Here is a 25035-nt window from a genome sequence, read left to right on the forward strand (position 1 = left end):
TTGTGAGGCTATCACGTTCCCCGATAAACGCTGGGCAAACTCAGCGTAAACACGGAGCCCTCCCCCAAACGTGAGCGCACCGTTACCTCCCCGCCGTGGGCCCGGGCGATAGAGCTAACAATCGCGAGCCCGAGCCCGGAGCCTTCCGAACGCCCGGTGTTACGCCCGCGCGCGAAGCGCTCCATGATGCGAGCGGTATCCTCCGGGGCGATCCCGCAGCCGGCATCTTCCACCGTGAAACTCACGCGGCCTCCGGCCACGGTCGAGGAAATCTCTACCGGTGAGCCATCTTCGGAGTATTTGACGGCATTCGCGGCCAATTGCAGCACTGCCTGGGTAATACGTTCCGGGTCCAGCCATACTTGTCCACGTGCCACCTCGCCGAGGTTCCAGGCACGCGAGCCCAACCCGGTAGCTTTATCGAAAATCCGCTCGGTGAGCGCGGCAATATCAACTTCGCGAGGCACCACAAAGTCAGCACGCTCGGATTTTGCGAGGGTGAGTAAGTCGCCTACCAGCGAATTCATACGGTCCAGTTCTTCGAGAGCCAGGGCGCGGGTATCAGCGGCGTCACTCGGATCGGCAGCGTCCATGAGTTCCAGATGCCCGCGCACAATCGTGATGGGGGTGCGCAATTCGTGCCCGACGTCATCTAAAAGTTGGCGCTGATCGGCATCCATGGTTTCCAGGGAATCGAGCATAGTATTTATCGCCGTCGAGAGCCGCGCCAGATCGTCACGCCCCTCCACCGGCACCCGGCGGGACAAATCCGCATTCGCGGTAATATTTTCGGCCGTGGCACGCAGCTGCTCCACGGGGCGCAGCAGCTGCCCCACCAGTCGCCACGCGATGGCGACGACGCCGCTCACCGCCACCAGGTAGACCACCGCCAGCACCGTCATAAGGTTCCAGATACGGGCACTGATGACATCAAGAAGATACACGTGCACCAGCGCGCCGGGCTGCGAGTCGGAGAACTGCACCGGCACCACGATATAGCGATATTCACGCTGCGTACCCGCGTAGGTACCCATCGTGACTTCCCCGCTGCGGGTGAGCGGGAGGAGGTGGCGCACCAGTCCGGAGTCTTCCTCGGGGCGTACCGGACTGGTATCACCGCCCACCCAGGCGACCCGCCCGTCCACGATCCCCATTTCCCCTTCCGCTTCGGAAAGGACGGTGCGCGAAAGATAGGTTTCGATGAGCTGGGATGGCCCGGCGAAGGGCTGCCCGGTTTCCGGATCGACTCCGTTTTCAGCCAGCACCCGAAATTCGTCTGCCACCCGCACCAGGGTGGCATCCACCTGGGCGCGCCACATACGGCTTTCGGTAAGAACAACGGCAACGCCGGTTGCCGCCAGCACGACCGCAACGAGGGCGACCATGGTGGCGGCAATCCGAAAACGAATCGTAATAGGACGTGATGTCACATTGTTTCCCGTTCGACGGCGGCGGGCGGGAGCGGCACGGTGTGCACGCCCGTTCGTTCCAGCTTATTCCATTCGCTGGCTTTTCCGCGCATTTCTAGCCAGATCGCGCACACCGTCGCGGCGCTCATCATCCAGGAGAAGGGGAGCCACAGGGGCAAGGCGGGAAGGAGACGCAGGTCGCGCCAGGCACGATCCAGGACAAGAGAAAGCACCGTTACCGCGAAGGCGACCACCAGTCCCGCCCCCACCAGTATGTTCATCCAATTCGGAGCCGCCCCGCTAAGTGCTGCAACCGCCCACACCGCGAGAGTGGCTACCTGGAACGCCGGGGCGACGAGGAGTGAGAAGAGATTGATAGGCAGGTAGGCGTCAATGGGGCGCCGCCAAGGAGAGGTGAGACGGGAGCGATGGATACGAGCGGTTTGAATAAGACCCCGTTGCCAGCGCACCCGCTGTTTCCATAATGCCGACAGAGTGGATGGGACTTCGGCCAGTACCAGGGCGTGGGGCGCGAATTCCACGTCCCATCCGGCAAAGTGGATCCGCCAGGTAAGCTCCAGATCCTCCCCCAGGGTATCTTCCCGAAAACCTCCGACCCGGCGCACCGCATCAGCACGGAACGCCCCGGAATTTCCTGCCACGATGGGAAGCATCCCCAGCAAAGCGAGGGCACGGCGCGTCATGCCTGTCCCGACGTGGGTCATGAGGGCAAGCAGAGCTGTGAGCGGACCGGTGATATTGACCGGCTGATCGTTGCCACATACGGCGCCCACCCCAGGATGGCGGAATCCACTCAAAAGCTGCGGGATGGTGGTGGGAGTGAAGAGCCCGTCGGCATCCACGAAAATGAGAATCTCCCCGGTGGCATGAGCGATACCGAGATTGAGGGCGCTGCCTTTCCCTCCGTTGATCTTACTGAGGAAGGTCACGCGCGGATCGCGAGTGAAGGGCGCGGCAACGGCGGCGGTCGCGTCCGTGGAACCATCATCGACGACGATGACCTCCAAACGGCGCCAGCCGGTAGCAAGGATGGAGCGCAGGCAGGCGCCGAGCACCACTTCTTCGTTATAGGCGGGGATAATAATCGACACTTTCGTGTGCGGGCCATAGAGGGGGCGGGGGCGTTGGCGCATCTCACCGAGGATGGCGGCCGGGTACATCATCCAGGTCACCGCGGTGAGGATGAGGGTAGGAACGGCAAGAATGAGAAGCAAGGTGGTCATGCGGTCACCTCGATAGCGGAGTGAGGTGCCGAAGTAGCCTCCGCGGGTGCGTAAGCATCCAGGAGCGCGTCCAACAATTCTGGTGCGTGAGCGCTATGCGCGCCGAAACGGGCATTGATTTCGATGAGCGCGGGGCGGCCCTGAGTATCGCGGCGAATATCAACGTCAGCCGCGCCGTTCACGCCCACCGCCCGCGCCGCCGCGAGCGCTAGTTCGGCAACATCTGGGGCTTTCACGCGCCGGACCCCGGTCGCGTTTCCGTGCTGTCCGGAGGCCAGGCTGGTTTTCTCTAGCACGACCACGGTGGCGGTGTGCCCCGATGCGGGAAGAGGAAGGTAGAGCTGCGCGCAGTATTCGGTTCCGGGGAGGAAGGCGGAGACCATCTCGGTATCGCGCAATGGCACGGTGGGCGGGAATGTTGTTTCCAGGCGTACCCCGCGCCCGCCACGTGCGACCCGCGGGCGTACCACGTAGGGGAATCCGAGCCAGTAGGCACCTTCCTCGGTGAGGGCAGGGCCTTCCAGACTCCGGGGCACGGCCAGGCCGAGGCTGTCTGCTACCCGATGGGTGAGCCATTTATCGGCAGCAATAGCCACCGCTGCGGTGGGTGAAACCGCAATGCGGGCCCGATGGAGCAGCGCACTGCGCAGCGGAGCAAGGATGGAAAGTTCTTCATCCACGGTGGGGATGATGAGGTCAATCGAATACTCCTCGCAGATGGCGGCCAGGGCGCTAACAAAATCCGGAGCTGTGGCCGGCGGGCACGGGAGGATCCGCGCACCATCGGTACGGGGGCGAGGCGCCATATCAACGCCGAGCACGGGGATTCGCCGGGCATCCAGCTGGGTGAGAAGGGAGGAGCCAGCCGGGCCGCCGGCCCCGGTAACGAGCACTCGCGGGCGGGAAGTAAGAGCGGAATGAGTCATCGTGATTGATCCTTCGGTAATAGTGGAGAGACGGCGCGACACGGTGCACCATACGGCGCAGCGCAGCGTGCCGCGGTGCGGAGAACAGCGCTACACGGCACCAAACGGTGCACCACACGGCACAGCGCAGCGCCGCGGGGTGGGCACTTACCCCGGGGCTTAGAGCACGCCACGGAAAGCGGGAATACGCACCGCTTCAAAAGCCTCGGCGGCCTCCATTTTGGCTTGTTCGCCACGGAAATTAGCTTTGGCGGTGAGCACGTCGCCAGCCATATACGGTTTGTCCATCTGGTCGGCGTGGATGGCCACCCCGGCGCTTTTCACCCCGGTGTACTCGGTGATATCCACGAAGACCTGCGGGGAAAAGTTCGCGGTAGCCGAAGGTGATTCGTAGCAGAGAATCGCCGGGTGGCGCCGCCCGGCCCGCATGGTAGCGCGGTGCACGGCGGTGTGGTCCTGGTGTTGATCGTGGGCCGAATGCGTGAAAATAATATCCGGGTTGAGGGTTCGGATTTTTTCTTCGATGGCGCTGGTGAGAGTATTTTCGTGATCAGCTAGCTGAGTATCGGGCAGGCCGAGAGTGCGCAAGGTGGTCACCCCGAGGAAAGTACCGGCGCGCTGGGCTTCCCCGGCCCGCTCCCCGGCATTACCTCCCACCGCACCATCCGCGGCCACGATGGCATGAATTTCATGCCCGGCATCGGCCAACCGAGCCAAGGTACCCCCGCAGGCCAATTCCAGATCATCGGGATGTGCCCCGACGGCGAGGATACGGCGCGTGGGCACCGCCGCCCCCACCGGAATCCAACCACTCACCAAGAGAACAAACTGGGTAACCAGCGCCGCAACGGAGCCCAGGCTCACCCACCGCTCCAGGTTCCCGGGCGCATCCCCACCTAACAAGGCGATATTAGCCGGGACAAGAAGGAAGGCACTTCCCAGCGTGAAAAGCTGGAGGGGCCGGAAGGCGCGGATGCGTCGTCGTACTGAAGTTTCAAGAAGAACAACGGACAGTGCCGTCACCAAAAGGAGCACGGCAAGCAGAGCATTCATGGAGATCGTCATGGCTCCAGTGTTCCGCCCCGTGTTAATATCGCGGTGAGGAGGTGATGAGAACTCTCTCATCGCGCCTCCACCCCCGTTTCCCGCGCGTGCCGTACACTTTACTTACTCACGCGTAACCTTGAGGAGAATCATGGCCGAAATCGAGCGGACTGAAGTTTTCACTCCCGGAAAGATTCATATCACCGATGAAATGACGATTCCGTGGGTTTTCCGTAATATCGCACGCGAGCAGCCCGAGCGCACCGTGGTGGCGCGCAAGGCCTCGTTGGGGCAATGGGTGCCGGTGGCGTGGCGGACTTTCGAATCCGAATATCGTGCCCTGGCACGCGGCTTTATCGCCATGGGCGTCCAGCCCGGGGATCGTATCGCACTCATGTGCCACACTCGCTACGAATTCTGCGTGGTTGATTTCGCGCTGTGGTCCATTGGCGCGATGGCCGTCACCGTGTATGAAACTGATTCCACGGAGCAGGCTCGCTGGATTGTGGAAGATGCGCACTGCCGCTTCGCCGTCGTTGAAAACCAACAGATGGCCGCGGTTATGGCGCCCTTCCGTTCCGATTTTGATTTCTTTAGCGATATTTTCGTTATTTCTGACGATGACTTGGCCCGGATTTCCGCGCGCGGCACCATGGATCTCGATGCTGAGATTGACCGCCGTATCGATGCGATGCATGCCGACGACGAAGCTACCGTCATCTACACCTCTGGCTCGACAGGCCGGCCTAAGGGCGTGGTTCTCAGCCACCGCAACCTGCTGCACGTAGTTATTAACGGGCCGCTGGATGATAACCTCGCCCCGATCCTCTCCGGCGAGAAGCGCACCCTCCTCTTCCTGCCCATGGCCCATGTTTTCGCACGCTTTATTAACCTGGTGGCCTTCTACGCGGGTAACACCATCGGGCACTGCCCCGATACCCATAACCTCGTTGAGGATATGAAGTCCTTCAAGCCGCATTATATTTTGGCGGTACCGCGCGTTTTCGAGAAGATCTACAACGCGGCGGATGCCCAGGCCACAGGTGTGAAGCAAAAGATTTTCCGCTATTACGCCAAGGTGGCTATCGCCTATTCGCGGGCCCTGGATAGCGCGGCCGGGCCGTCTCTGGCGCTGCGAGCTCAGCATGAAGTGGGTGAGCGCCTCGTCTACTCCAAGATTAAGGAGATTACCGGCGGGAACCTCGAGAATGTGATTTCCGGGGGTGCGCCGCTGGGCGCACGGCTGGGGCATTTCTTCCGCGGCATCGGGATTAACATTTTTGAAGGATACGGGGCAACGGAAACGTCCGCACCGACCACCGTGAACCGCTTCAACCACCAGCGGATAGGTTCGGTGGGGCCGGCGTATCCCGGCTGCCACGTCGCGATTGATACCGACGGTGAAGTGCTGGTCAAGGGCGATCACGTTTTCCACAAGTACCTGAATAACCCGGAAGAAACCGCCAAGGCATTTACCGAGGACGGCTGGTATCGCACCGGCGATCTCGGCAAGATTGAAGATGGCTTCGTGTGGATTACCGGGCGGAAGAAGGAACTTATTGTGACCGCCGGCGGGAAGAACGTCTCCCCCGCGATCCTGGAGGATCGGCTGCGCGGCCACCCGCTTATTTCGCAGGTGGTTGTGGTGGGTGATCAGCGGCCTTTCGTGGGCGCCCTCATCACCCTGGATTCAGAGATGCTGCCCATCTGGCTGAAGAATAAGAATCTGCCGGCCATGTCCGTTTCGGAAGCCGTGCATGATCCGCAGATTATCGCCGCGGTGGACCGCGCCATTAAGCGCACCAACGAAGCGGTATCCCGGGCGGAATCCATCCGTAAATTCGTTATTCTCCCTATTGATTTCACCCCGGAGAACGGCTACCTCACCGCGTCTCTCAAGGTGAAGCGCACCGCGGTGCTCCGCGATTTCGCCACCGTGATCGGGCGCGATATTTACGGGGACAAGGGCGATAAGAACCGCGATTAGGTCATAGTTCAGCTACGAGGCGGGGCGGGGGCTTCTTAGTCCACGCCCCGTCTCGTTTCACCTCGCGTTGTGCGAAGCTAGTCCGCGCCGGCACGGCCAGCTTCGCGCTCATCACCATCAACCTGCGCGGCGCGGGAAGCACGGGAAATACGCTGGTGATCCGCTACAGCCCGCGAGGTGATGACATTATGCACCCGCACCGCAAATTCGGGATCTAGCCCCACCGCGCGCGCCAGTTCAGCAATCCGAGCGTGCTGCACACCTTCGCGCGCCATATCGCGGGCGGGAAGCCGGTAGCGATCCTTGAGGCGCCCCACGGCGTCGGTTACCTGCTTGCGTTGCCCCAACAGCTCAATTAGCTGGGAGTCTAAAACGTCCAGGCGCGCCCGCAAAGCACCGAGTTCCGCGGTGCACCGCTCTTCTTCCGCATGGCGCTGCGCCCCTTCGCCGCTCACTAGGCGCTCTTCCGTTCCGCAGCGGAAACGATCTCCACAGCCGCACCGTCGGTGACCGCCGCGCGGGTAACAATCACTTCCCGGACATCCTTACGGGAAGGCACATCAAACATGGCCGGTCCGAGTACCCGCTCCATAATGGAGCGCAGCCCGCGCGCCCCGGTGCCCCGTTCCATCGCTTCGCGCGCCATGGCGCGCAGCGCCTCATCCTGGAAGGTCAGGCGCACCCCGTCCAGCTCGAACATGCGAGTGTACTGTTTGACCAGGGCGTTGCGCGGCTCGGTAAGAATCTGCACCAGGTCGTCTTCACCCAGCGCCTCCACCGTTGCGATAACGGGCAGGCGCCCCACCAGCTCCGGAATAAGGCCGTACTTATGGAGATCCTCCGGGGTGACCTGCGAGAGCATCGTCGAACTGGCCTCGGCGTCGTGCAATTGCGCCCCGAAACCGATACCGTGGCGCCCTACGCGGGTAGAAATAACATCCTCCAAACCCGCAAAGGCCCCGGCGCATATAAAAAGAATATTCGAGGTATTGATCTGGAGATAGTCCTGCTGGGGATGCTTACGCCCGCCCTGCGGAGGCACCGCCGCAACCGTACCCTCCACGATCTTGAGAAGCGCCTGCTGCACGCCCTCCCCCGACACATCCCGGGTAATGGAGGGATTCTCAGATTTGCGCGTGATTTTATCGATTTCGTCGATGTAAATAATGCCAGATTCGGCCTTTTTCACATCATCACCGGCAGCCTGCACGAGCCGCAATAAAATATTCTCGACGTCTTCACCCACGTACCCGGCCTCTGTAAGAGAGGTGGCATCCGCGATCGCGAAGGGCACATCGAGCATCCGCGCAAGCGACTGGGCAAGATACGTTTTCCCAGTACCGGTGGGGCCGAGCAGCAAAATATTAGATTTGCCGAGCTCAACAGTATCCTCACCGTCAGCGGGACGCGGCGCGGCTTTAGCGCGCAACCGCTTGTAGTGGTTGTACACGGCGACGGCGAGCGTGCGCTTCGCGGCCTCCTGCCCCACCACGTACTCGTTCAAAAACGCGTAAATATCTGCGGGAACGGGAAGCTCATTCGGGGAAAAACCATCGTTTTCCTTCCCGAATTCCTCGGCGATAATCTCATTGCACAGCTCGATGCATTCATTGCAAATGTAGACACCCGAGCCGGTGATAAGTTTCTTCACCTGGCGTTGGGTTTTCTGGCAGAACGAACACTTGAGAGCTTCTGCTGCATCGACGGTCGCCATGTTCCTCCTTGCCTCGCGGCCGCGCCGTACGCGCGTCTTCCCTATTCCACCGCATCTGCGCTCAAAGGTCACGTTCCCACGCGGGGCGCGCACAGTGAGTGAGATGTACGACGGCGCAGCTCCCGCGCCGCACCCGCCGCCCATGCAGGTGGGCGGGCAGGAGCACCTGGCCCCTACCCGCCCATGATACGCGCTCCCGCCCCGGCTATAGCCCGGAGCGTATACGCGCGAATCCTATTAACCGTTGGTTACGGTATCCGCATTTTTACGCGATTCGAGCACATTGTCCACCAGGCCGTAGTCCTTGGCCTGCTGGGCGGTGAGGATCTTATCGCGCTGGATATCTGCCCGTACCTCATCGGGAGATTTCCCGCTGTGGTGGGCCAGGGTGTTGACCAGCCATTCCGTCATGCGGTCAAGCTCATCGGCCACGATAGAAATATCGGTGGCCTGCCCCTGCATCCCCTCCATTGCGGGCTGGTGGATGAGCACCCGCGCATTGGGGAGCGCCAGGCGTCGGCCCGGAGAGCCGGCCGCCAGCAACACCGCCGCCGCGGAGGCAGCCTGGCCCAGGCACACGGTCTGGATCTGCGGCTTGATGTACTGCATGGTGTCGTAAATAGCCGTGAGCGCGGTGAAGGAACCACCCGGAGAGTTGATGTACATGGTCACCGGGGAGTTCGGGTCCATCGATTCGAGGACGAGCAGCTGGGCCATCACATCATCCGCGGAAGCATCATCCACCTGCACCCCGAGGAAAATAATGCGATCCTCGAAAAGTTTGGTGTAGGGGTTGGAACGCTTGTATCCGTAGGGGGTGCGCTCTTCAAAATCGGGAAGGACGTAGCGGTTGGAGGGCATCGGGCCCGCGCTACCGTGGCCGAAGCCAGCGGTGGGAACGCGACCGGCGGCCATCATGGCGGGCAGATTACCCGCGGCTCGGAAATTCATCGTCATGAGAGCTCCTCCCCCGCGTGGCTGGCTTCGAGTGCGCCGTCGTTACTATCGTTATTCGGCTTCTTGAGCATGACCTGCGAGTTGGAAATAATGTGGTCCACGAAGCCGTATTCCAGTGCTTCCTGCGCGGTGAACCAGTGGTCACGTTCGGAATCTTCCAGGATCTGCTCCAGTGACTTGCCGGTGTGCTTCGCGTTGAGCCCGGCTAGTTCTTCCTTCATCTGCAAGATGAGGTTGGCATTGATACGGATATCAGCTGCCACTCCGCCGGCGCCGCCCGAAGGCTGATGCATAAGAACGCGAGTATGCGGAGTGATATAACGCTTACCCTTGGTACCGGCTGAAAGCAGGAATTGGCCCATCGAGGCCGCCATGCCCATAGCCACGGTGACAACATCCGGTTGAACATACTGCATGGTGTCAAAAATGGCCATACCCGCGGTGACCGAGCCACCCGGAGAATTAATGTATAGGTAAATATCGCTCTCCGGATCCTCCGCGGCAAGGAGCATCATCTGGGCGCAAATCTGATTCGCATTATCATCGCGAACCTCCGAGCCGAGCCAAATGATGCGTTCCTTGAGGAGGCGCTGGTAAACAGCATCGCCGAATGCTGAAGGCTGGTTATTATCCCGGCCTTCCATGCGAGGTGATGTGGTCACGGTTTTCCTTCCTCGGAACCCCCACGCGGAGATTCCATACTCGTATGCGACTTTAACGCCCGCGGGCCGCCGCGATCATCCTGGCTCGAGGCTTTTTCGCTGATGGCGCATGGTTGGCGCCGTCACGGTGCCGCAGCCAAGAAAAGAGCGGGAGGGCGGCGAGGTAATTCTCGCTGCCCTCCCGCTGGAGAGGTGGCTAGTTACTAGCCGCTGGTAGTGACCTGTTAGCGGTTGACGGCCGGGCGATCAGCACCCGCGCCGTTCCAGTCACCGGCGAGGAACACATCACCGGCGCGGCCGAAGCCGAAGCTTGCCACCGCGACGCCCTCGCCCACGTTGTCACGCAGGTGCCAGACGTTACCGCGGACCACACCGATGCCGTCCACGCCATCCCCGTTCCAGTCACCGGCGAGGAACACATCACCGGGGCGCCCGTAGGAGGAGGTGGACTTTGCCTGGGTATCAGCGAAAGCCCCCTGAGCGAAGACGGTGTTGCCACGGTGCACCGCGAGTTCGTCGCGCCCGTTGCCATCCCAATCGCCGGCCACGATCTGGTCGCCGTGCCGTCCGAAGGAGACCGTGGACGTGTGGTTGCCACCCGCCAGGTCGTCGCGCACGTATACCGTATTGCCGCGCCGTACTCCGATGGTGTCCTTACCGTCCCCGTTCCAGTCGCCAATGATGATCTCGTCATCGGCCCGGCCGAAGGAGAATTGCATCTGGGCATTGCCGGTGGCGGCGTTGGTGAGCAGGAAGGTGTTGCCACGGCGCACCCCGGGGGTGTCCACGCCGTCGCCGTCCCAGTCACCCACGAAGATGGTTTCGCCGGCGCGACCGTAGCTGGTGACACGGTCGGCGTTACCACCAGCCAGTGCGGTGGAGCTGAAGAGCAGATTGCCCTGCGGTGCCGCAGGCTTGCTCGGCTTATCGCTCGGCTCGGTACCCGGCTTGCTGGGTTCGGTGCTCGGTTCCGTGCCCGGTTCGGTCGGCTCGGTACCCGGTTCGGTCGGCTCGGTACCCGGCTCGGTCGGCTCAACGCTCGGCTCCGTGCCCGGTTCTTCACCGCCGGGCTGCTCGCCGCCCGGGGTTTCCCCGGCGCGCGCGGTCAGCCACTTGCTCGAATCAAGCGGTTCACCCACGAGGCGAACTTCACCGATACAACCCTGGAATCCAGATTCACGCACCCCGGCATAGGAGCCCGCGCCGAGAACCCACGGCAGGCCCTGGGTGCCCACGCCCACGGTGCCCGGCGAATTACGCAGCACCGGTACCCCATCCACGTACATCGTGGTCATCTTGGTTTCCGGATCGTTGACCACCGCGAGGTGGAGCCACTGATCGCGCGAGACGATCTCGCCCGACCACGCCGAAGATTCGGCCGGGGTGGGCTTCTGGGAGTCCACGAAGGAGAACTGAATTTCCGCCAGGTTGGACATCGCCCACGCGAAGGGCGGTTCTTCACCCTCGGTGTTGTTGTAGCCGGCGATGTTCTGGCGCTGCCCGTCGCGGGAGAGCCAGGCCATCCAGGCATTGTTCTTGTTATCGAACTTCGGGGAGATCTTGATGAAGGTCTCGAAGGTGAAACCATTCTCGAAGGTCTCGTTATTGACGGCGGCATCGGCGGCGGTCACGAAGTTATTCCACCGCGCGTTATCGCGTCCACCATTGGCGAAGCACACCGCGCCGGCATTGGCCGAGAGCGGGTGGTGGTCACGGGTCCATACGACGTCGCCTTCTTCCGCACCCTTGGAACCGGGCTGGTCCAGCGGGGCCCGGGTGAAGTTATCCCCACCCACGGCATCCACGATGGCTTCACCCACGGCAACCGGGGTGCCCTCGGCCTTATCCACCGGCATCTTCCAGTGGGCCACGGTGCTCTCCACCTGCGGGTAGTCCTCCGCGCTGGTCGGGGCGGAGGGGGTAACCTGGGTCGGCGCATCGTAGGTGGCAAGCCACTCGCGCAGCTGCGGCGTCGTCAAAGAAGCCTTCGTATCAGCAATAACGAGGTTCGGGAAACGTTCCGCGAAGTTGAAGTCGAGCTCGAAGGTCTGGCCCGCTCCGGTAAGGATCGCCTGGTCGTCGGGAACAAGGGTGTCCTTGGCCTTCGTCATCACCCACGGGGAGAAGGAGGTCTGGTAAATCTTGTTACCCGGCAGGTCGAATTCGACCATGCCCATGTAGCCGTTTCCACCCATGTAGGCCATCTGGTAATCCATGAGGACCTGGTAAACGGGATGGCCGGCGTCGTTCGTGCGCGTCCAGGTGGTCGCGCCGTGATGGTGGCCGTTGAAGGTGAGGAACACCTGGTCGTGATTGCGGATGACCTTGTTCCATACCTTTTCACCGAACTCGGTGGCCAGCGGCGTCACGCCGTCGCCCTCCACATTAATGAGCTGGTGGGAATTGACGATCGTGGGGGTATTCGGATGCTTATCGAGCACATCGGAGGCCCACTGCAGGGCGTCATCCTGGGCCTGCCAGGACAGGTTCATGACCAGGAAATCTTGGCCATTGACCTTGAGAATGTGGTACTCGTGCGCGCCGGAAGGATCGCGCTCCACGAAGGTCACATTCTTGGCGGCACGCTCGGCACCGAACCATTCCTTGTAGGTGCCGTAGCCGACCGGGTCGGTATCCGACGCATCGGCCCCGACGTCGTGATTACCGGCAAGAATCGAGTACGGGTGCCCCGCATCTTCGAGAATCTTCATCGCCTTATCGGCAATTTCCCACTGCTGGGGATGGTTGTACTGGTCGACGATATCGCCCAGGTGCATGGACATCTTAATGCCGTACTTCTCAGCGTTTTCCGCGATCCAGGAGGTCTGGGCGGAGAAGGGTTCGCTGCCGTACATGGCACCGAATTGGTTACCGGTTTCCGCCGTGGCGTAACGCGAGTAGAACTGGGTGTCCGGGATAACGCCGAGGGAGAAGTTGGACAGCGGGGTCTTCTCTTCGTCCTGGCCGGTGCCTTCCTGCGGGGTGCCCGCCAGCGGGTTACCTTCCGCATCCAGGTACACGGTGAACTGCCCGGTGAGCAGCTCGCGGCGCTCCACCTTTTCCACCTCGTAGTTATCGTCGAGGATCGGGAAGAGCGAGATGGGGGTCATGACCATTTCGGCGGCCGGTTTCACCCCGGAATCGAGGGCCGGGCCGGCGTAGGGCTGAATCTTGATATCCAGGTGGCCGTAGTGTTTCCCGCCCGAGATGAGTTTCTTCACGCCCGCCTCGTTGGTCTTCCACATTTCCGGTTCGTTGGCCTGCGCCATCCACACGGAGTGGGAGTTGAAACGCAGCGGTTCGTACGAGCCGTTCTCCCCCGTCTTGACCATCTTTTCACCGCGCAGGCCGTCGGAGGCTACGCCGACGTCCCAGTGGTACACGCCCACGCCGTCGCCCGCTTCGTCCACGTAGGAGGCCTGGAACATTTCGTCGTGGCCGGAGAACACGGAGGCGACATTGTACTTTTCGAAGAGCGGCTGGAGGTGGCGCATGGGCACACCCGGCTGCTGATCGGGGAACTTGTGGCCCATCGGAGTGCCGTGCACGCCGTTGGAATATGCTACGTGGTGGTACTGCACGATGATGATCTGGCCCTTGGCGCGGGCATCAGCAAGCTGCTCGTCAAGCCAGCGGTACTGCTCCGAACCGGGCATGAAGCTGGGCTGATCCACCGAATCGGGGGCCGCATCCGGGCCCCACCAGCCGGCCGCCACGGACTTGGGGAAGTCCCGCGCGTATTCCTCGTACGGGAAAACGCCCTGGGTGTCCGTCCCGAGCTGAGCGGCGGTAATGCCTGCGTCGTTGCCTTCGATCTTGGCTTCTTCCGGCATCGTCTTGGTGGTCTGATCCGTACCGTTGGTCGAATCGAGGCTGATAATGGTCACCGGCCCCATATCGGTGCGGTGGTAGGCATCGCGAGCGTTCGCGTTATCCGAGCCGTTGGTATCAAAAACCTGGTTGTAGGCGGCGCGCGCCCGGGCTACCGCGGTGCGATCATCGGGGCTGCCGTAGCCGTACACTTCGTGGTTGCCCAGCGAGGTGATAACCGGAATCGAATCGAGGAGCTGGCCTTTATCGCCCGCGAAGTAACGGAACCATTCATCCCAGTGGCTCTGCGAGGAGGCGCGTTCGGCGATGTCGCCGGGCAGCAGCACCAGGTCAGGCTTGGCGGCGGCAATAGCGGCGTTATTGATTTCTTGCGCCTTATCCTCGGTAAGCATGTAATTGACGGCGTACTTCCCGTTACGGGTGGAGCCGCCGAATTTCTCATCCCAAGCCGAGCCCTTACCCGGGCGCTCTTCGGAGCCTTCCGCCAGGTTGAGGGTCTGTTCCCATTCGCGGTAGGTCACGCGCCCGATGGGATCGGTTTCGGTATCGGAGAAGGCGATGATATGGAGCGGATCAGTAATCCCCACCTTGCCGTCCGGGAGGGTGCGCAGCGTGGCGGAATGCGCGTAGCCGTCCACCGTGACCGTGTAGGTGTAGGTGGAGCTGGGCTGGAGCTCTTCTACGCGCTGGCTGTACTTATAGGGATGATCAGCACGAATCCAAGCTCCCTGCGGTACGGACAGCGCCTTCCCGCGGCTGAGGGTGCCCTGCTTAAGTTCGTAGTCCTGGTAATCGTTCACCGGGTTCTGCACGCCGGCTACCGTGTAGGTGCGCCCTTCGGCGGGCAGACCCGGGCCGGTGATGGTGAGAACGGCATTATGGCCCAGTTCCGTAAACCAGTTAATCGTCATCTCGTGGGCACCGGGGCGCTGCAGGTAGGGCAGCACTCGGAAGCCGGGACGTGGATCCATGGGCTGAGTCACCCCGTCAACGACGACGGGATTCTCATTCGTAGAGGCGAGAGCCGGAGAATCGACTCCCGGGAGTACTGGGTCGGCCACGGCTGGCACGGTACATGCCACCCCGACCGGCACTAGCGTAGCGGCAGCTAGAGCCGCTACTACTCGACGCACGTGTCGCATGAATATCCTTCGCTTTGAGCTAGTCGGGGCGCGGATTGGCCCGACTCGGAAACACGCGTTTCCATTGCTCAAACTATTGAATTCGCCTTAATAAGCCGTAAACGGGCTCTTAATTTAAGGAGCTTCACGTGAATATCACACTGCGGCGGTACGACGGTACGGCGGTACGACGGGGCGGCGCGCGCGGCGCGACGGTGGGAATGGTGCGGGAGTGAACGGTGCGACGGTGGGAATGGTCCGGGAGCGAACGGCGCGACGGTGCGCCCCTGCGGAGAACGGTGGAACGGTGGGTGGCACGACGACGGCGCAGCTACGCTGCGCATATACGCGTGTGGGGTGGGAGGCTGAGCCTCCCACCCCACACGCCCACCGCACTAGCGGGCACGTTCGTGCATATCTGAATTAGCCGAGATTAGCCAAGCAGCTCTTCAAGCTTCTTCACAAGGGTCTTGCGAGCCTTGCCGGCCTTCTCCGCCTCGAGCACGCGAGCCACTTCAGCGGCATCCGCACCCTGGGCGTATTCCACGACTTCGTCCACCTTCTTGGTGGCCGGGTCGAAAGCGTCCGCATCGCCAGCCGGCGCATCCGCGGCGGGAGTTTCCTCCGCCGGCGCGGCGTCGTCGCCCTGCGCTGCGTTATCCGAAACCGCAGCGTCCTCATCAACCGGGCCATCCCACACGGGGCGGGACGGAGCGGCGGAGAAGTCCGGGGTGAGTTCTTCTTCCGGCTTTTCACCAACGACCTTGATGACATCCACCTCGTTGCCGTTGGTGTCCACAACCTTGGCCAGGCGCAGCGCGGAAATAAGCGCCTTGCCGCGGCGCAGCTCGCCGCTGAAAGCCCCGAGCTGGCCGGTCTGCGCGGCCGCGGAGATGAACTGGTTGGGGTCCATGCCGTAAGACTGGGCCTGCTGCACCAGGAAGTTGAAGAGTTCATCCTGGGTGGTATCCACACCGAACTTCTTGGCCAGCTCATCGAGGATGATCTGGTCGCGCAGCGAATCGCGGATTTCCCCGCGGATTTCCTTGGCGTGGTCGTCGTCGGTGGCGCGGTTTTCGGATTCGAGGTGGCGTTCTACTTCAGCGTCGATCACGCGCTTGGGCAGCTGCACCGTAACATCCTCGCGGAGCTTATCCAGGAGAAGATTACGGGCGGCCATGACCTGCACCTGGGCGGCATCCGTGGCGGCCTTTTCCGCCAGGTCCGCGCGCAGTTCCTCAATGGTGTCAAATTCGGAGGCGAGCTGGGCGAAATCATCATCCGCTTCCGGAAGTTCGGATTCCTGCACCTTCTCCACCGTGACCGTGACATCAGCCTGCTGCCCGGCGTGCTCCCCACCCACGAGGGTGGAGGTGAAGCTCAGCTCATCGCCGGCCGCGGCACCGTTGACCGCCTCATCCAGGCCGTCGAGCATATTGTCATCACCGATGCGGTAGGAAACACCCTCCACCGAATCAACTTCCTCACCGTCGATGCTGGCGGAGAGGTTAATGGTGACGTAGTCGCGGCTGGCGGCGGCGCGCTCCACAGTCTTGAGGGTGGCGAAGCGTTCGCGCAGCTGCTCGAGGCGCTCCTCCACGGCATCCTCATCGGCATTGGTGGCTTCCACTTCGAAGCTGTACTGCGCCGGATCCGGGAGAACAATGGCCGGGCGCACATCCACCGTAACGGTGAAGGCAAGCGGGTCGGTGGAGTTCTTTTCCATCGCCACGCCGGTCACGTCCACCGCGGGACGGCCCATGGGAACGAGGTCGTGCTCTTCCAGAACGTCCTGGTAGTAGCCGTCCAGAGAGTCGTTAATCGCCTGCTCCACAATCGCGGCGCGGCCAATCTGCGCTTCCAGAACGCGCGCGGGCACGTGACCCCGGCGGAATCCAGGGATCTGCACCTGGTTGCCGATGGTCTTCGCGGCCTTGTCAATTTCCGGCTTGAATTCCTCGAAAGGAACCTCAACGGTCAGCTTTACCTGGGTGGGATCGAGCTGTTCGTAGGAGCTTTCCAACTTTTTCTCCAGTCTAAAAATGGGGGTGATAACCCTTGTCGATAGGACGAATCCGTCCCCTTACTGCGCCGCGCCGGGCGCGGGCATACCCGCTAATTCTACGGCACGCACCCCGGGTGATGGGAGTTCTAGCGCACAACTACTCGCCATATGTGAACGCACTCTCACCCGCGCACCGTTATGGGGCACGACGACGCAGCTGCCCGGTACCTCGCTGCGAGGTACCGGGCAGCTGGAGCTCACTCGCCTACCAGCGCAGCTGGCAAGGCGGGGTGATGAGGCTCGGGTAATGAACCTTAGAAGGCGGGGATAACCTCGCCGTTCGGCCAGGTATCACGAATGTACTTGGCAACCTCGGGGCTGTGCAGCGCGGCATCCAGCTTCTTCACGCCCTCGAGCTTCTCACCGGTGGCCTTGGAGTTCCAGGCGAGGATATTGCCGTAGGGGTTATCGGTCGGATCTTCGGTGTAGATAGCGTCCTTGGAAGGAACCAGGCCGTTTTGCAGGGCGAAGTTACCGTTGATAATCGCGATATCCACGTCCGGGAGGATCTTCGGGACGGACGGAGCATCAGCTTCGCGGAAGGTGAGGTTCTTCGGGTTCTCGACCACGTCGTAAATGGTGGGGGAAGCAACCTGCGGGTTGAGCTTGATGAGGTTGTTCTTCTGGAGCAGATCGAGGGCCCGGGCCTGGTTGGACGGATCGTTCGTCACGCCCACCACGGCATTGTCCTTGAGCTCGCTGAGCTGCTTGATCTTCTTGGAGTAGATGCCGTAGGGCTCGATGTGGATACCTGCGCCGTGGTCCAGGGTGTAGTTCTTTTCCTGGATTTCGTTCTCAAGGTAGGGCAGGTGCTGGAAGTAATTCGCGTCGATTTCCCCGGCGTTGAGTGCCACATTGGGCTGCACGTAATCGTTGTACTCGCGGATGTCCAGGGTGAAACCGGCATCCTTGGCAAGGTTATCGTTGACGAATTCCAGGATTTGCTTATGCGGGGCCGGCGAGGCGCCGACCACGAGGCGCACCGCGCCGTCGTCGTTCTTCGCGGGAGCGGAGGAGGACGAATCCGAGCTACCGCAGCCGCTCAACGCGAGCGCGCTCACCGCAGCTACCAGGGCAATTTTCGAAAGCTTCTTCATGGTTAATATTCCTCTATTTTTCACAATGTTGGTGGTGATGACGTATCGCTGTACACCGTTCGCTGACAGCGCTGCTCCGGGTGCGTCCCGGTGGTGCGTGACCCGGCCGGCGGTTCCTTAGCGGTGATCCACCAGCCGGCTGAGCATGTCACCCAGCGCCTGGATAACCATGACGAGGAGCACCAGCACGACCACCACGATCGTGAGGACATCCGGGCGGTTATTGTAGTACCCGGCGTTTTGGGCCATGGCGCCCAGCCCGCCGCCACCCACAGCACCCGCCATGGCCGAGTAGCCCACAAGGGTAACCGCGAGGATCGTGACGGATTGGACGAGGGCCGGCAGCGCTTCGCGCATGAGCACCCCGAACATGATGCGGGTGCGGGAGGCTCCCATCATGAGGACAGCTTCCACTTTGCCGCGCTCGACGCCCATGAGATTGGATTCCACCAGGCGCGCGAAGTAGAAGGCCGCTGAGATCGTGAGCGGAACGGTGAAGCCCTGCCAGGCGCTGCCCGTTCCGGCAATTGCACGCGAAAAGCCGATGAGAATAAAGACGAAGATAATGAAGGGGATGGCGCGGCCCACGTTGACAATAAAACCGAGGGTTTTATTGAGGAGCGGCGAGGGAAGTAGTCCCCCGCGGCCGGTTGCCACGAGGATCATCCCGAGGATAAGGCCGAGCGCCGAAGCGATAACGGTGGAGATACCCACCATCGCCAGCGTTTCGAAGGTGGCGCGGGCCAGACCGTCCTTGATTTCCGGGGCATCGAACCAGGTGCCGCGCTCCAGCGGGAGTGCGGCCGCGGCGGATGCGGCCGGCGCGGAAAGAACCGGGCTGAGAACTGCACTGAGAAGAGTGGTCATGCTGCCCGCACCTCCGCGGTGATTCCGGCGTTAGTCATCGCGGTGAGAACGGTATCGACCTGCGCGTCGCTGACCACGAGGGCCAGGCGCGCAATCTGAATCTCACCGATGGATTCAAAAACGCCCGCGCCAATATCGCAGCCGAGGCGCGCGGCCAGGCTGAGAGCTTGGGACCCGGCGGTTTCCCCGGGGCGGGCGGTAAAGGCAATATCGATAATGGAACCCGAAACGTTGGTCGTTTCAATATCCGGAGCGGGCACGAGGCGGCGCGCGAGGGGCGAACTCACGTCCGCGAGCACGCTTTCAATGGTGCCACCGGCGGTAATCCGGCCGGATTCGAGGAGGGTCACCGAATCGCAGATTCGGCGCACCACCTCCATTTCGTGGGTGATAATAACGACGGTCACCCCGTAGGCATCGCGCACCTCACGGAGCAGTTCGAGGATCTGCAAGGTGGTATCCGCGTCCAGCGCGGAGGTGGGCTCATCGCAGAGCAGCACTGACGGGGTGGTGGCCAGGGCGCGCGCAATGGCCACGCGCTGGCGCTGCCCGCCCGAAAGCTGGGATGGATAAGAATCGCCCCGATCAGCAAGGCCGACGACGCCCAGCATCTCGCGCACCCGTTCGGCTATCTTCGCGGATTTTTCACCGGCGATCTGAAGAGGGTAGGCGATATTTTCCGCGGCGGTGCGTGCCTCAAGCAGGTTGCCACCCTGGAACACCATCCCGATGGTGCGCCGGGCCGCGCGTAATTTCGAGGCCGGCAGCGCGTTGAGATCTTCGCCGTTAATGCGAATGGAGCCGCTGGTGGGTTTTTCCAGGGCGGTGAGGCAGCGAATGAGGGTGGATTTACCCGCCCCTGATTCACCGACGATACCGTGAATTTCCCCGGTGGGGATGGTGAGCGAGATGCCGCGCAGCGCCGCCACGGATTCCGCTCCGCGGCGCGGGTAGATCTTCTCCACCTCGGCTAGTTCGATCATCTCGTATCCCCTGACGTTTCCCTTAGCGTGCTCAGCGGGGCTGCTGCGCACAGTCAATCATCGTAGGTGTTTTTGCCGGGGACAACAACGCAATGGCTCACTCATGAGATACGCCACGGTAGGTTTCGGGGGCGAAAAACAGCGCTATCCCCTCGGTTTCCCCCGGCATTTCCGCGTTTTCCCTCCCGGCGATGCCGGTGCGAGTTTTGCGCAAATACTTTACCAAGGTCCCCGAGGGGATAGCTTAGGGTCGCTGACCTGCCGTTTCGCTTAGCCGCGATACTTCCGGCGCAGCACGTAGCCGCCCAGGATAAGCGCGGCCGCTCCTGCGATTCCGGTAGTCACCGCGGTGCCGGTATGCGCGAGCTTAGCCGCGGGGCGCTTCACCTTCACCGCCGGGGCCTTCTGCTCCGGGGTAGCCGGAGTACCCGGCTGCTGCGGCGCGGGGCGCTGGTCCGGATTACTCGGATCAGCGGGAGCACCCGGGCCGGCCGGTTCGGTAGGCGTGCCCGGCGTGCCAGGCTGCGGCTCCGGGGTACCCGGCACTTCCGGCGCGTCCGGGGCGCCCGGCGTACCCGGGTCATTCGGTTCACCTGGCCTACCCGGCGTATCAGGTGCGCCCGGCTCCGGGTTCACCGGCGGCTCCGGCACGGGGCACGGCCGTGCGGAAATATCGAAGGTCCACTCGGTCGTGGCTCCCGCGGCAAGGGCGTAACGCTGCGGATCCTTGAGCTGCGCCGTCACGGTCACGGTGCCGTTGTTCTCCGCGCGGGTGTACTCCACGACGTCGGATTCCGGAATGGTGACCGTGGCTGGAGTCCCACAGCTATCTGCCGGAACCAACGTCGGAGCAATCGGGGTCACCGCGGGCTTCTCCAACGGAGTAGCGGCACACGCGGTGGAAGTGAGATCCAGGGTCCAGGTGGCCATACGGTGCTCCTTATCAACCGTGTAGCTCGGCGTGGAGCCTGGCTCGGAAACCGGCGTGGCGATGAGGTACCCGGGTTTTGCCGTAGCGGTCACGGTTGCCGTGGTGCCGGTGATTTTCGGTTCGCCATAGATGATTCCCACAGCATTCTCGGGCAGCGTCACCTTCGCCGGTGCCACGGTTCCGCTCCCGTCACAGGGCTGCGGGGCGGTCACGGGCGCTGCGGGCACAACAATCTTGCCGTACACCGGGGTCAACGTAAGATCCTCGGCCGGCATGGCAAAGCTCAGCGCACTATTGGCCGGGTTCGTCTGCGCGTTCTGCCCGAGGGCTTCCGCGCTCAGCTGCTCGGTTGGCGTGGCGAGGTCAGATACCGTCCACCATGCAAAGGGAATACCCTTCTCCCCCGCCTGAAGGCTCTCCTCCCCCGCCTGAAGGCTCTCCTCCCCCGCCGGAATGCTCTCCGCCCCAGCCGGAATGCTCAGCTGCGCGCTCGTGCCTACCCGGGCTTGCGGCGCGGTGAAAATATGCTGCCGCACGGTGCCGTCCGGATAATGCTGCGAGCCAGGTTCGGTCACCTGACCGGTCACGGAATCGGTTTGCGCAGTGGTGCCGATTTGTGCCACGTAGCCCCGGCCAATGGTCCAGTTTCCGGTGCGCTGCCCATTGTGATTGACCACGAAACGAGTGCGGGCACTCGAAGAAACAGGGCTGGTACCGGTCGGGCCGGCCACCCTGTTCCGGTCGAGGTTCTCATCAACCGCATAGGCGCCGGCAGCGTATTCAGCAAGGGCGAAAGTGCCGGGCTTGGTCACGCCAATGCGCTCCCCGAATTCTGTATTCGGGCAGGTGAGGTAGGCACCGTAGCCACCGATGGTTTGGGCGGTTACCTCCCCCGTACCCAAGAAGCGGCAGGTACCTTGGCCCGCCGTGAAGATAGCCGGGGCATTCTTCGCCCCGTTCATCTTGATGAGGCTGTCACCGGTGCTCGCGAAGGTCACCCCGGTGGCACCGACCACTCCCCCGGCAACATTCGCCGAGGAAGCCGCCACCGTGAGAGTGGCTGCGCCGTCGGCCTTTACCTGACCTTCGCTGTACACCCCGTAGCCTTGAGATTGCGAGGAGGAGGTGACGTCAAGTGACGCCTTTCCAGCAACGCTGAGATTTCCTCTGCTGTATACGCCGAAACTCGATTTTCCTTGCGCCGTTGCCTGCGCCGTGACCTTCGCATCGGTGATGCTCAAAACGTCGCCGGTATTATCGACATCGCCGCCGCCGGCCTGCATAATCGCGGTTGCCGTGGAGGTGTTGGAGGTGGCTTCCGCCGTCACCGTGGCGCCCTGGGTACCGTCAATTTTGAGGTTCTTCCAGGCGTTAATCCCGGTCGCTAAACCGGTTTCATTGGTGACCCGCGCCGTGACCTGAACATTGCCGCCAATGCTGAGATCCGCGGTGCTGCGGATCGCGGTGCTCATCGCGGTATTGCTATCTCCGCTCCCGCACTTGTCGCACGTAATATCCTTGCTCACTGCGGTGAGTTTTCCCTGACCGACAATTTCAATCGGCGCACCGGAAGAATCCAGCCCAATGGAGCCGCCCTTGAGCCACTTAGCAGCCGGATCACTATCGGCCACATTCACCGGATACTTATTGATGGTATTTGTGGCATCAAAAGAGGCATCCCCATCAAAATCGAGAACGTATTTATACAGGCCGTCTTGGTTCCCGGCGAAATAAAGGGCGTTCGCGGTGTAGCCGCCCTCACTGGCGGTAAAAACGTTCGCGCCGCTGAATTTCACTCGAATATCGGAGGCAATCCCGCCCGTATCCACGGACACGCCACGCTTGTACGCATTCGAGGCATCCTGAACATAATTATTGAACCAGAGGGTTTTGGTGCCGGCATCCCAAGAAATCTTGTTATCGCCAGTAACGAAGGACTGGTCCAGGCAGTACGTGACGCTATTAGTGTAGTAACCATCCTGGCTCGGATACGTTTTCCCGTCATCCGGCTTGGCGGTGCGCAGGGTACGGCCCGTACATTCATTACTCGGGGCATTCACCACGACCGCGGTAACATCAGCGACCGCATCGGCAGGCACGAAGCCGGCGGGTAGCTCGCCCGCTGACGAGGGAGCTGCCACAGCGGAGGTGACAGCCCCAAACCCAGAACCCATAAGTATCAACGCAGCTCCGACTGCGGCAGATTTTCTCAACATAATGATCCCAACGACATAGGTGCAATCATTATTAAAGAATACCTACATATTGAAAGCATTATCGTAAAAGTGGGCCATATCCTTGCTGAGGCAGGGTTACGCGATCACGAGAAAGAAAAAGGGTGAAATACTGAGATGAGTTCGCACTATATCAACGAAAAGTATGGAGCGAGTGAGGAGAATCGAACTCCCATCATCAGCTTGGAAGGCTGAGGTTTTACCACTAAACTACACTCGCACACGGCCGCTTGCGCGAACGCTACCCGAAGAGAATACCACCCCACCCCCAAGACTTCCACCCCGGTGGCGCCCACTAACCGCATGGGCATCGCGGGCCAGAATCCATTACACTAGGCACGTTGCCTAGGTGCGGCTGGAAACCTTCAGTTTTCGGCGCATGGCAGCTACATACAATAACTAGCACGGGACGTGGCGCAGTTTGGTAGCGCACCCGCTTTGGGAGCGGGGGGTCGCGGGTTCAAGTCCCGCCGTCCCGACCGTGTGATGTTCCGAACGTGCACTGTTTCTTTTCGTGCAGCCTCGCCATATTTTTATGAACGACGCCGCCGCAGGCCGCCGCCAGCACCCGCCGCACACGTGCCGTAAAATCCACCCCACCGGGACATATGTCCTTAATTTACACACCCACCCCTCGGGAGCTACACCAACCCATCACACCCACCACCCAGCCGACTTTTCCGCGTATTTTCACGTAATTCTTATACAGCACTTGCGTGATCAAACTTACACAACCCACCGCGGCACACCCTTTCCATGGGCCTTTCGTCCCGCTAGATTGGGTTGCGTGGCGCCAGTCACGGCACCGCACTTACCAGAGCGACTCAATGAGGAGAAAATTATGAAGGCTCTTGTCTACGGAGGTCCGGGAATTAAGGAATGGAAAGAAGTTCCGGATCCGCAAATCCAGCAGCCCACCGACGTCATCGTCAAGATGGAAGCAACCACGATCTGCGGCACCGACCTCCACATCCTCAAGGGTGACACCCCGGAAGTCGAACCCGGGCGCATTCTGGGCCACGAAGGAATTGGCCGCATCACCGAAGTCGGGTCGAACGTGACAAATCTCAAGGTCGGTGATCGTGTCATCCTCTCCTGCGTGAGCTCCTGCGGGCATTGCTCCTACTGCCGTACCGGCATGTACGCCCACTGCATGGATCCCGAAGGCATGCCCGGCGTCGGCTGGATTTTCGGCTACATGATTGACGGCACCCAGGCCGAATACGTGCGCGTGCCGTTCGCGGAAAACTCCGTATACAAGATTCCGGAAGGTGTGAGCGATGCGGAGGGTATTCTGCTTTCCGATATCCTCCCCACCGGTTTCGAAATCGGGGTGCAGAACGGCAAAGTCAAGCCGGGCGACGTCGTCGCGGTGGTCGGCTCGGGTCCCGTGGGTCTGGCCGCGGTGATGACGGCGCGCCTGTACGGGCCGGCCAAGGTCATCGCCATTGACCTGGATGATAAGCGCCTGGATCGCGCCCGTGATTTCGGCGCCACCCACACGGTCAATAACAGCTCCTCCGATTGGAAGGAGCAGGTTATGGCCCTCACCGATGGTTTAGGGGTCGACGTCGCCATCGAAGCGGTGGGCGTGCCGGCTACCTTCGATACCTGCCTCCAGATCGTGCGCCCGGGTGGCCACGTGGCAAATGTGGGCGTGCACGGTAAGCCGGTTGACCTGCCTATCGACAAGCTGTGGATCGCCAATATCAATATTTCTATGGGTCTGGTGTCCACCAATACCCTGGAAATGCTGCTCAAGCTGGTGGCTGCTAAGAAGCTGCCCGCCGATAAGTTCGTCACCCACGAGTTTGCCTTCGAGGACATCCTGGAAGCCTACGAGGCTTTCGCCCACGCTGCGGATACCAACGCCCTCAAGGTTCTCATCCACTAAAGTAACTGGCCACCCATGTGACCTGTCCCCTCGTATAACCAGAACTGTCCTCGGGTTCCTAACAGCCTT

The 25035-nt window shown here is 61.6% G+C and carries 16 protein-coding genes and 2 tRNA genes; 3 read left to right on the forward strand and 15 right to left on the reverse strand.

Going from position 1 to position 25035, the window contains the following annotated elements; translation table 11 throughout:
- Window positions 1-11: 11 nt before the first annotated feature.
- The 4 genes from QP828_RS02915 to QP828_RS02930 form a co-directional block, all read right to left on the reverse strand.
- Window positions 12-1430: a sensor histidine kinase gene (locus tag QP828_RS02915; protein ID WP_274732784.1), complete on the reverse strand. Its 1419-nt coding sequence runs from the start codon at window positions 1428-1430 to the stop codon at window positions 12-14.
- On the reverse strand, window positions 1427-2653 hold the full coding sequence (locus tag QP828_RS02920) for a glycosyltransferase family 2 protein (RefSeq protein ID WP_274732782.1): 1227 nt from the start codon (window positions 2651-2653) through the stop codon (window positions 1427-1429). The genes QP828_RS02915 and QP828_RS02920 overlap by 4 nt, the downstream gene beginning before the upstream one ends.
- Window positions 2650-3579, reverse strand: coding sequence for an ATP-grasp domain-containing protein (locus QP828_RS02925; RefSeq protein WP_274732780.1), 930 nt, complete (start codon window positions 3577-3579; stop codon window positions 2650-2652). The genes QP828_RS02920 and QP828_RS02925 overlap by 4 nt, the downstream gene beginning before the upstream one ends.
- Before the next feature lie 159 nt (window positions 3580-3738).
- Window positions 3739-4644, reverse strand: coding sequence for a PIG-L deacetylase family protein (locus QP828_RS02930; protein WP_274732778.1), 906 nt, complete (start codon window positions 4642-4644; stop codon window positions 3739-3741).
- A gap of 130 nt (window positions 4645-4774) precedes the next feature.
- On the opposite strand from QP828_RS02930, the gene QP828_RS02935 reads away from it, so the two are divergent.
- A complete protein-coding gene (locus QP828_RS02935) occupies window positions 4775-6610 on the forward strand; it encodes an AMP-dependent synthetase/ligase (RefSeq protein ID WP_126134973.1) in 1836 nt (611 codons plus the stop codon).
- 77 nt (window positions 6611-6687) lie between these two features.
- On the opposite strand, the gene QP828_RS02940 is transcribed toward QP828_RS02935, so the two are convergent.
- From QP828_RS02940 to QP828_RS02990, 11 genes are all read right to left on the reverse strand, one after another.
- The gene (locus QP828_RS02940) at window positions 6688-7065 is read right to left on the reverse strand and encodes a chorismate mutase (RefSeq protein ID WP_274732776.1); all 378 of its coding nucleotides are present in this window, start codon (window positions 7063-7065) and stop codon (window positions 6688-6690) included.
- Window positions 7065-8324 carry an ATP-dependent Clp protease ATP-binding subunit ClpX gene (clpX, locus tag QP828_RS02945; RefSeq protein WP_274732774.1) on the reverse strand — a complete coding sequence of 420 codons (1260 nt, stop codon included), beginning with the start codon at window positions 8322-8324 and terminating at the stop codon, window positions 7065-7067. Before clpX ends, QP828_RS02940 begins: the two co-directional genes overlap by 1 nt.
- A 237-nt stretch (window positions 8325-8561) precedes the next feature.
- Window positions 8562-9239: an ATP-dependent Clp protease proteolytic subunit gene (locus tag QP828_RS02950; protein ID WP_375712894.1), complete on the reverse strand. Its 678-nt coding sequence runs from the start codon at window positions 9237-9239 to the stop codon at window positions 8562-8564.
- Between the two features lie 38 nt (window positions 9240-9277).
- Window positions 9278-9925: a ClpP family protease gene (locus tag QP828_RS02955; protein WP_126135012.1), complete on the reverse strand. Its 648-nt coding sequence runs from the start codon at window positions 9923-9925 to the stop codon at window positions 9278-9280.
- Window positions 9926-10167: 242 nt separating this feature from the next.
- The gene (locus QP828_RS02960) at window positions 10168-14835 is read right to left on the reverse strand and encodes a metallophosphoesterase (RefSeq protein ID WP_284891227.1); all 4668 of its coding nucleotides are present in this window, start codon (window positions 14833-14835) and stop codon (window positions 10168-10170) included.
- Window positions 14836-15328: 493 nt separating this feature from the next.
- Window positions 15329-16918 (reverse strand): trigger factor, encoded by a 1590-nt coding sequence (gene tig, locus QP828_RS02965; RefSeq protein ID WP_274778498.1) that lies wholly within the window; start codon window positions 16916-16918, stop codon window positions 15329-15331.
- Window positions 16919-17214: 296 nt separating this feature from the next.
- Window positions 17215-18057 carry a MetQ/NlpA family ABC transporter substrate-binding protein gene (locus QP828_RS02970; protein WP_274732768.1) on the reverse strand — a complete coding sequence of 281 codons (843 nt, stop codon included), beginning with the start codon at window positions 18055-18057 and terminating at the stop codon, window positions 17215-17217.
- 117 nt (window positions 18058-18174) lie between these two features.
- On the reverse strand, window positions 18175-18924 hold the full coding sequence (locus QP828_RS02975; RefSeq protein ID WP_274732766.1) for a methionine ABC transporter permease: 750 nt from the start codon (window positions 18922-18924) through the stop codon (window positions 18175-18177).
- Window positions 18921-19907 carry a methionine ABC transporter ATP-binding protein gene (locus QP828_RS02980; RefSeq protein WP_274732765.1) on the reverse strand — a complete coding sequence of 329 codons (987 nt, stop codon included), beginning with the start codon at window positions 19905-19907 and terminating at the stop codon, window positions 18921-18923. The genes QP828_RS02975 and QP828_RS02980 overlap by 4 nt, the downstream gene beginning before the upstream one ends.
- A 270-nt stretch (window positions 19908-20177) precedes the next feature.
- Entirely contained in the window at window positions 20178-22979 is a 2802-nt protein-coding gene (locus QP828_RS02985) for a hypothetical protein (protein WP_274732763.1), read from the reverse strand.
- Window positions 22980-23218: 239 nt separating this feature from the next.
- A tRNA-Gly gene (locus QP828_RS02990) sits at window positions 23219-23292 on the reverse strand.
- A gap of 185 nt (window positions 23293-23477) precedes the next feature.
- Here QP828_RS02990 and QP828_RS02995 point away from each other — a divergent pair.
- Window positions 23478-23551, forward strand: a tRNA-Pro gene (locus QP828_RS02995).
- A gap of 362 nt (window positions 23552-23913) precedes the next feature.
- Entirely contained in the window at window positions 23914-24966 is a 1053-nt protein-coding gene (locus QP828_RS03000; protein WP_126134964.1) for a zinc-dependent alcohol dehydrogenase family protein, read from the forward strand.
- Window positions 24967-25035: the final 69 nt, after the last annotated feature.

Origin of the sequence: Actinotignum sanguinis, from assembly GCF_030230305.1 — a bacterium.
GTDB lineage: Bacteria > Actinomycetota > Actinomycetes > Actinomycetales > Actinomycetaceae > Actinotignum > Actinotignum sanguinis.

Excerpts from the sequence above, each read along its gene's own strand:
- QP828_RS02920 (WP_274732782.1), bottom strand. The coding sequence starts at position 2,653 with ATGACCACCTTGCTTCTCATTCTTGCCGTTCCTACCCTCATCCTCACC.
- QP828_RS02925 (WP_274732780.1), bottom strand. The coding sequence starts at position 3,579 with ATGACTCATTCCGCTCTTACTTCCCGCCCGCGAGTGCTCGTTACCGGG.
- QP828_RS02930 (WP_274732778.1), bottom strand. The coding sequence starts at position 4,644 with ATGACGATCTCCATGAATGCTCTGCTTGCCGTGCTCCTTTTGGTGACG.
- QP828_RS02935 (WP_126134973.1), top strand. The coding sequence starts at position 4,775 with ATGGCCGAAATCGAGCGGACTGAAGTTTTCACTCCCGGAAAGATTCAT.
- clpX (WP_274732774.1), bottom strand. The coding sequence starts at position 8,324 with ATGGCGACCGTCGATGCAGCAGAAGCTCTCAAGTGTTCGTTCTGCCAG.
- QP828_RS02950 (WP_375712894.1), bottom strand. The coding sequence starts at position 9,239 with ATGGCCGCCGGTCGCGTTCCCACCGCTGGCTTCGGCCACGGTAGCGCG.
- QP828_RS02955 (WP_126135012.1), bottom strand. The coding sequence starts at position 9,925 with ATGGAAGGCCGGGATAATAACCAGCCTTCAGCATTCGGCGATGCTGTT.
- QP828_RS02970 (WP_274732768.1), bottom strand. The coding sequence starts at position 18,057 with ATGAAGAAGCTTTCGAAAATTGCCCTGGTAGCTGCGGTGAGCGCGCTC.
- QP828_RS02975 (WP_274732766.1), bottom strand. The coding sequence starts at position 18,924 with ATGACCACTCTTCTCAGTGCAGTTCTCAGCCCGGTTCTTTCCGCGCCG.
- QP828_RS02980 (WP_274732765.1), bottom strand. The coding sequence starts at position 19,907 with ATGATCGAACTAGCCGAGGTGGAGAAGATCTACCCGCGCCGCGGAGCG.
- QP828_RS03000 (WP_126134964.1), top strand. The coding sequence starts at position 23,914 with ATGAAGGCTCTTGTCTACGGAGGTCCGGGAATTAAGGAATGGAAAGAA.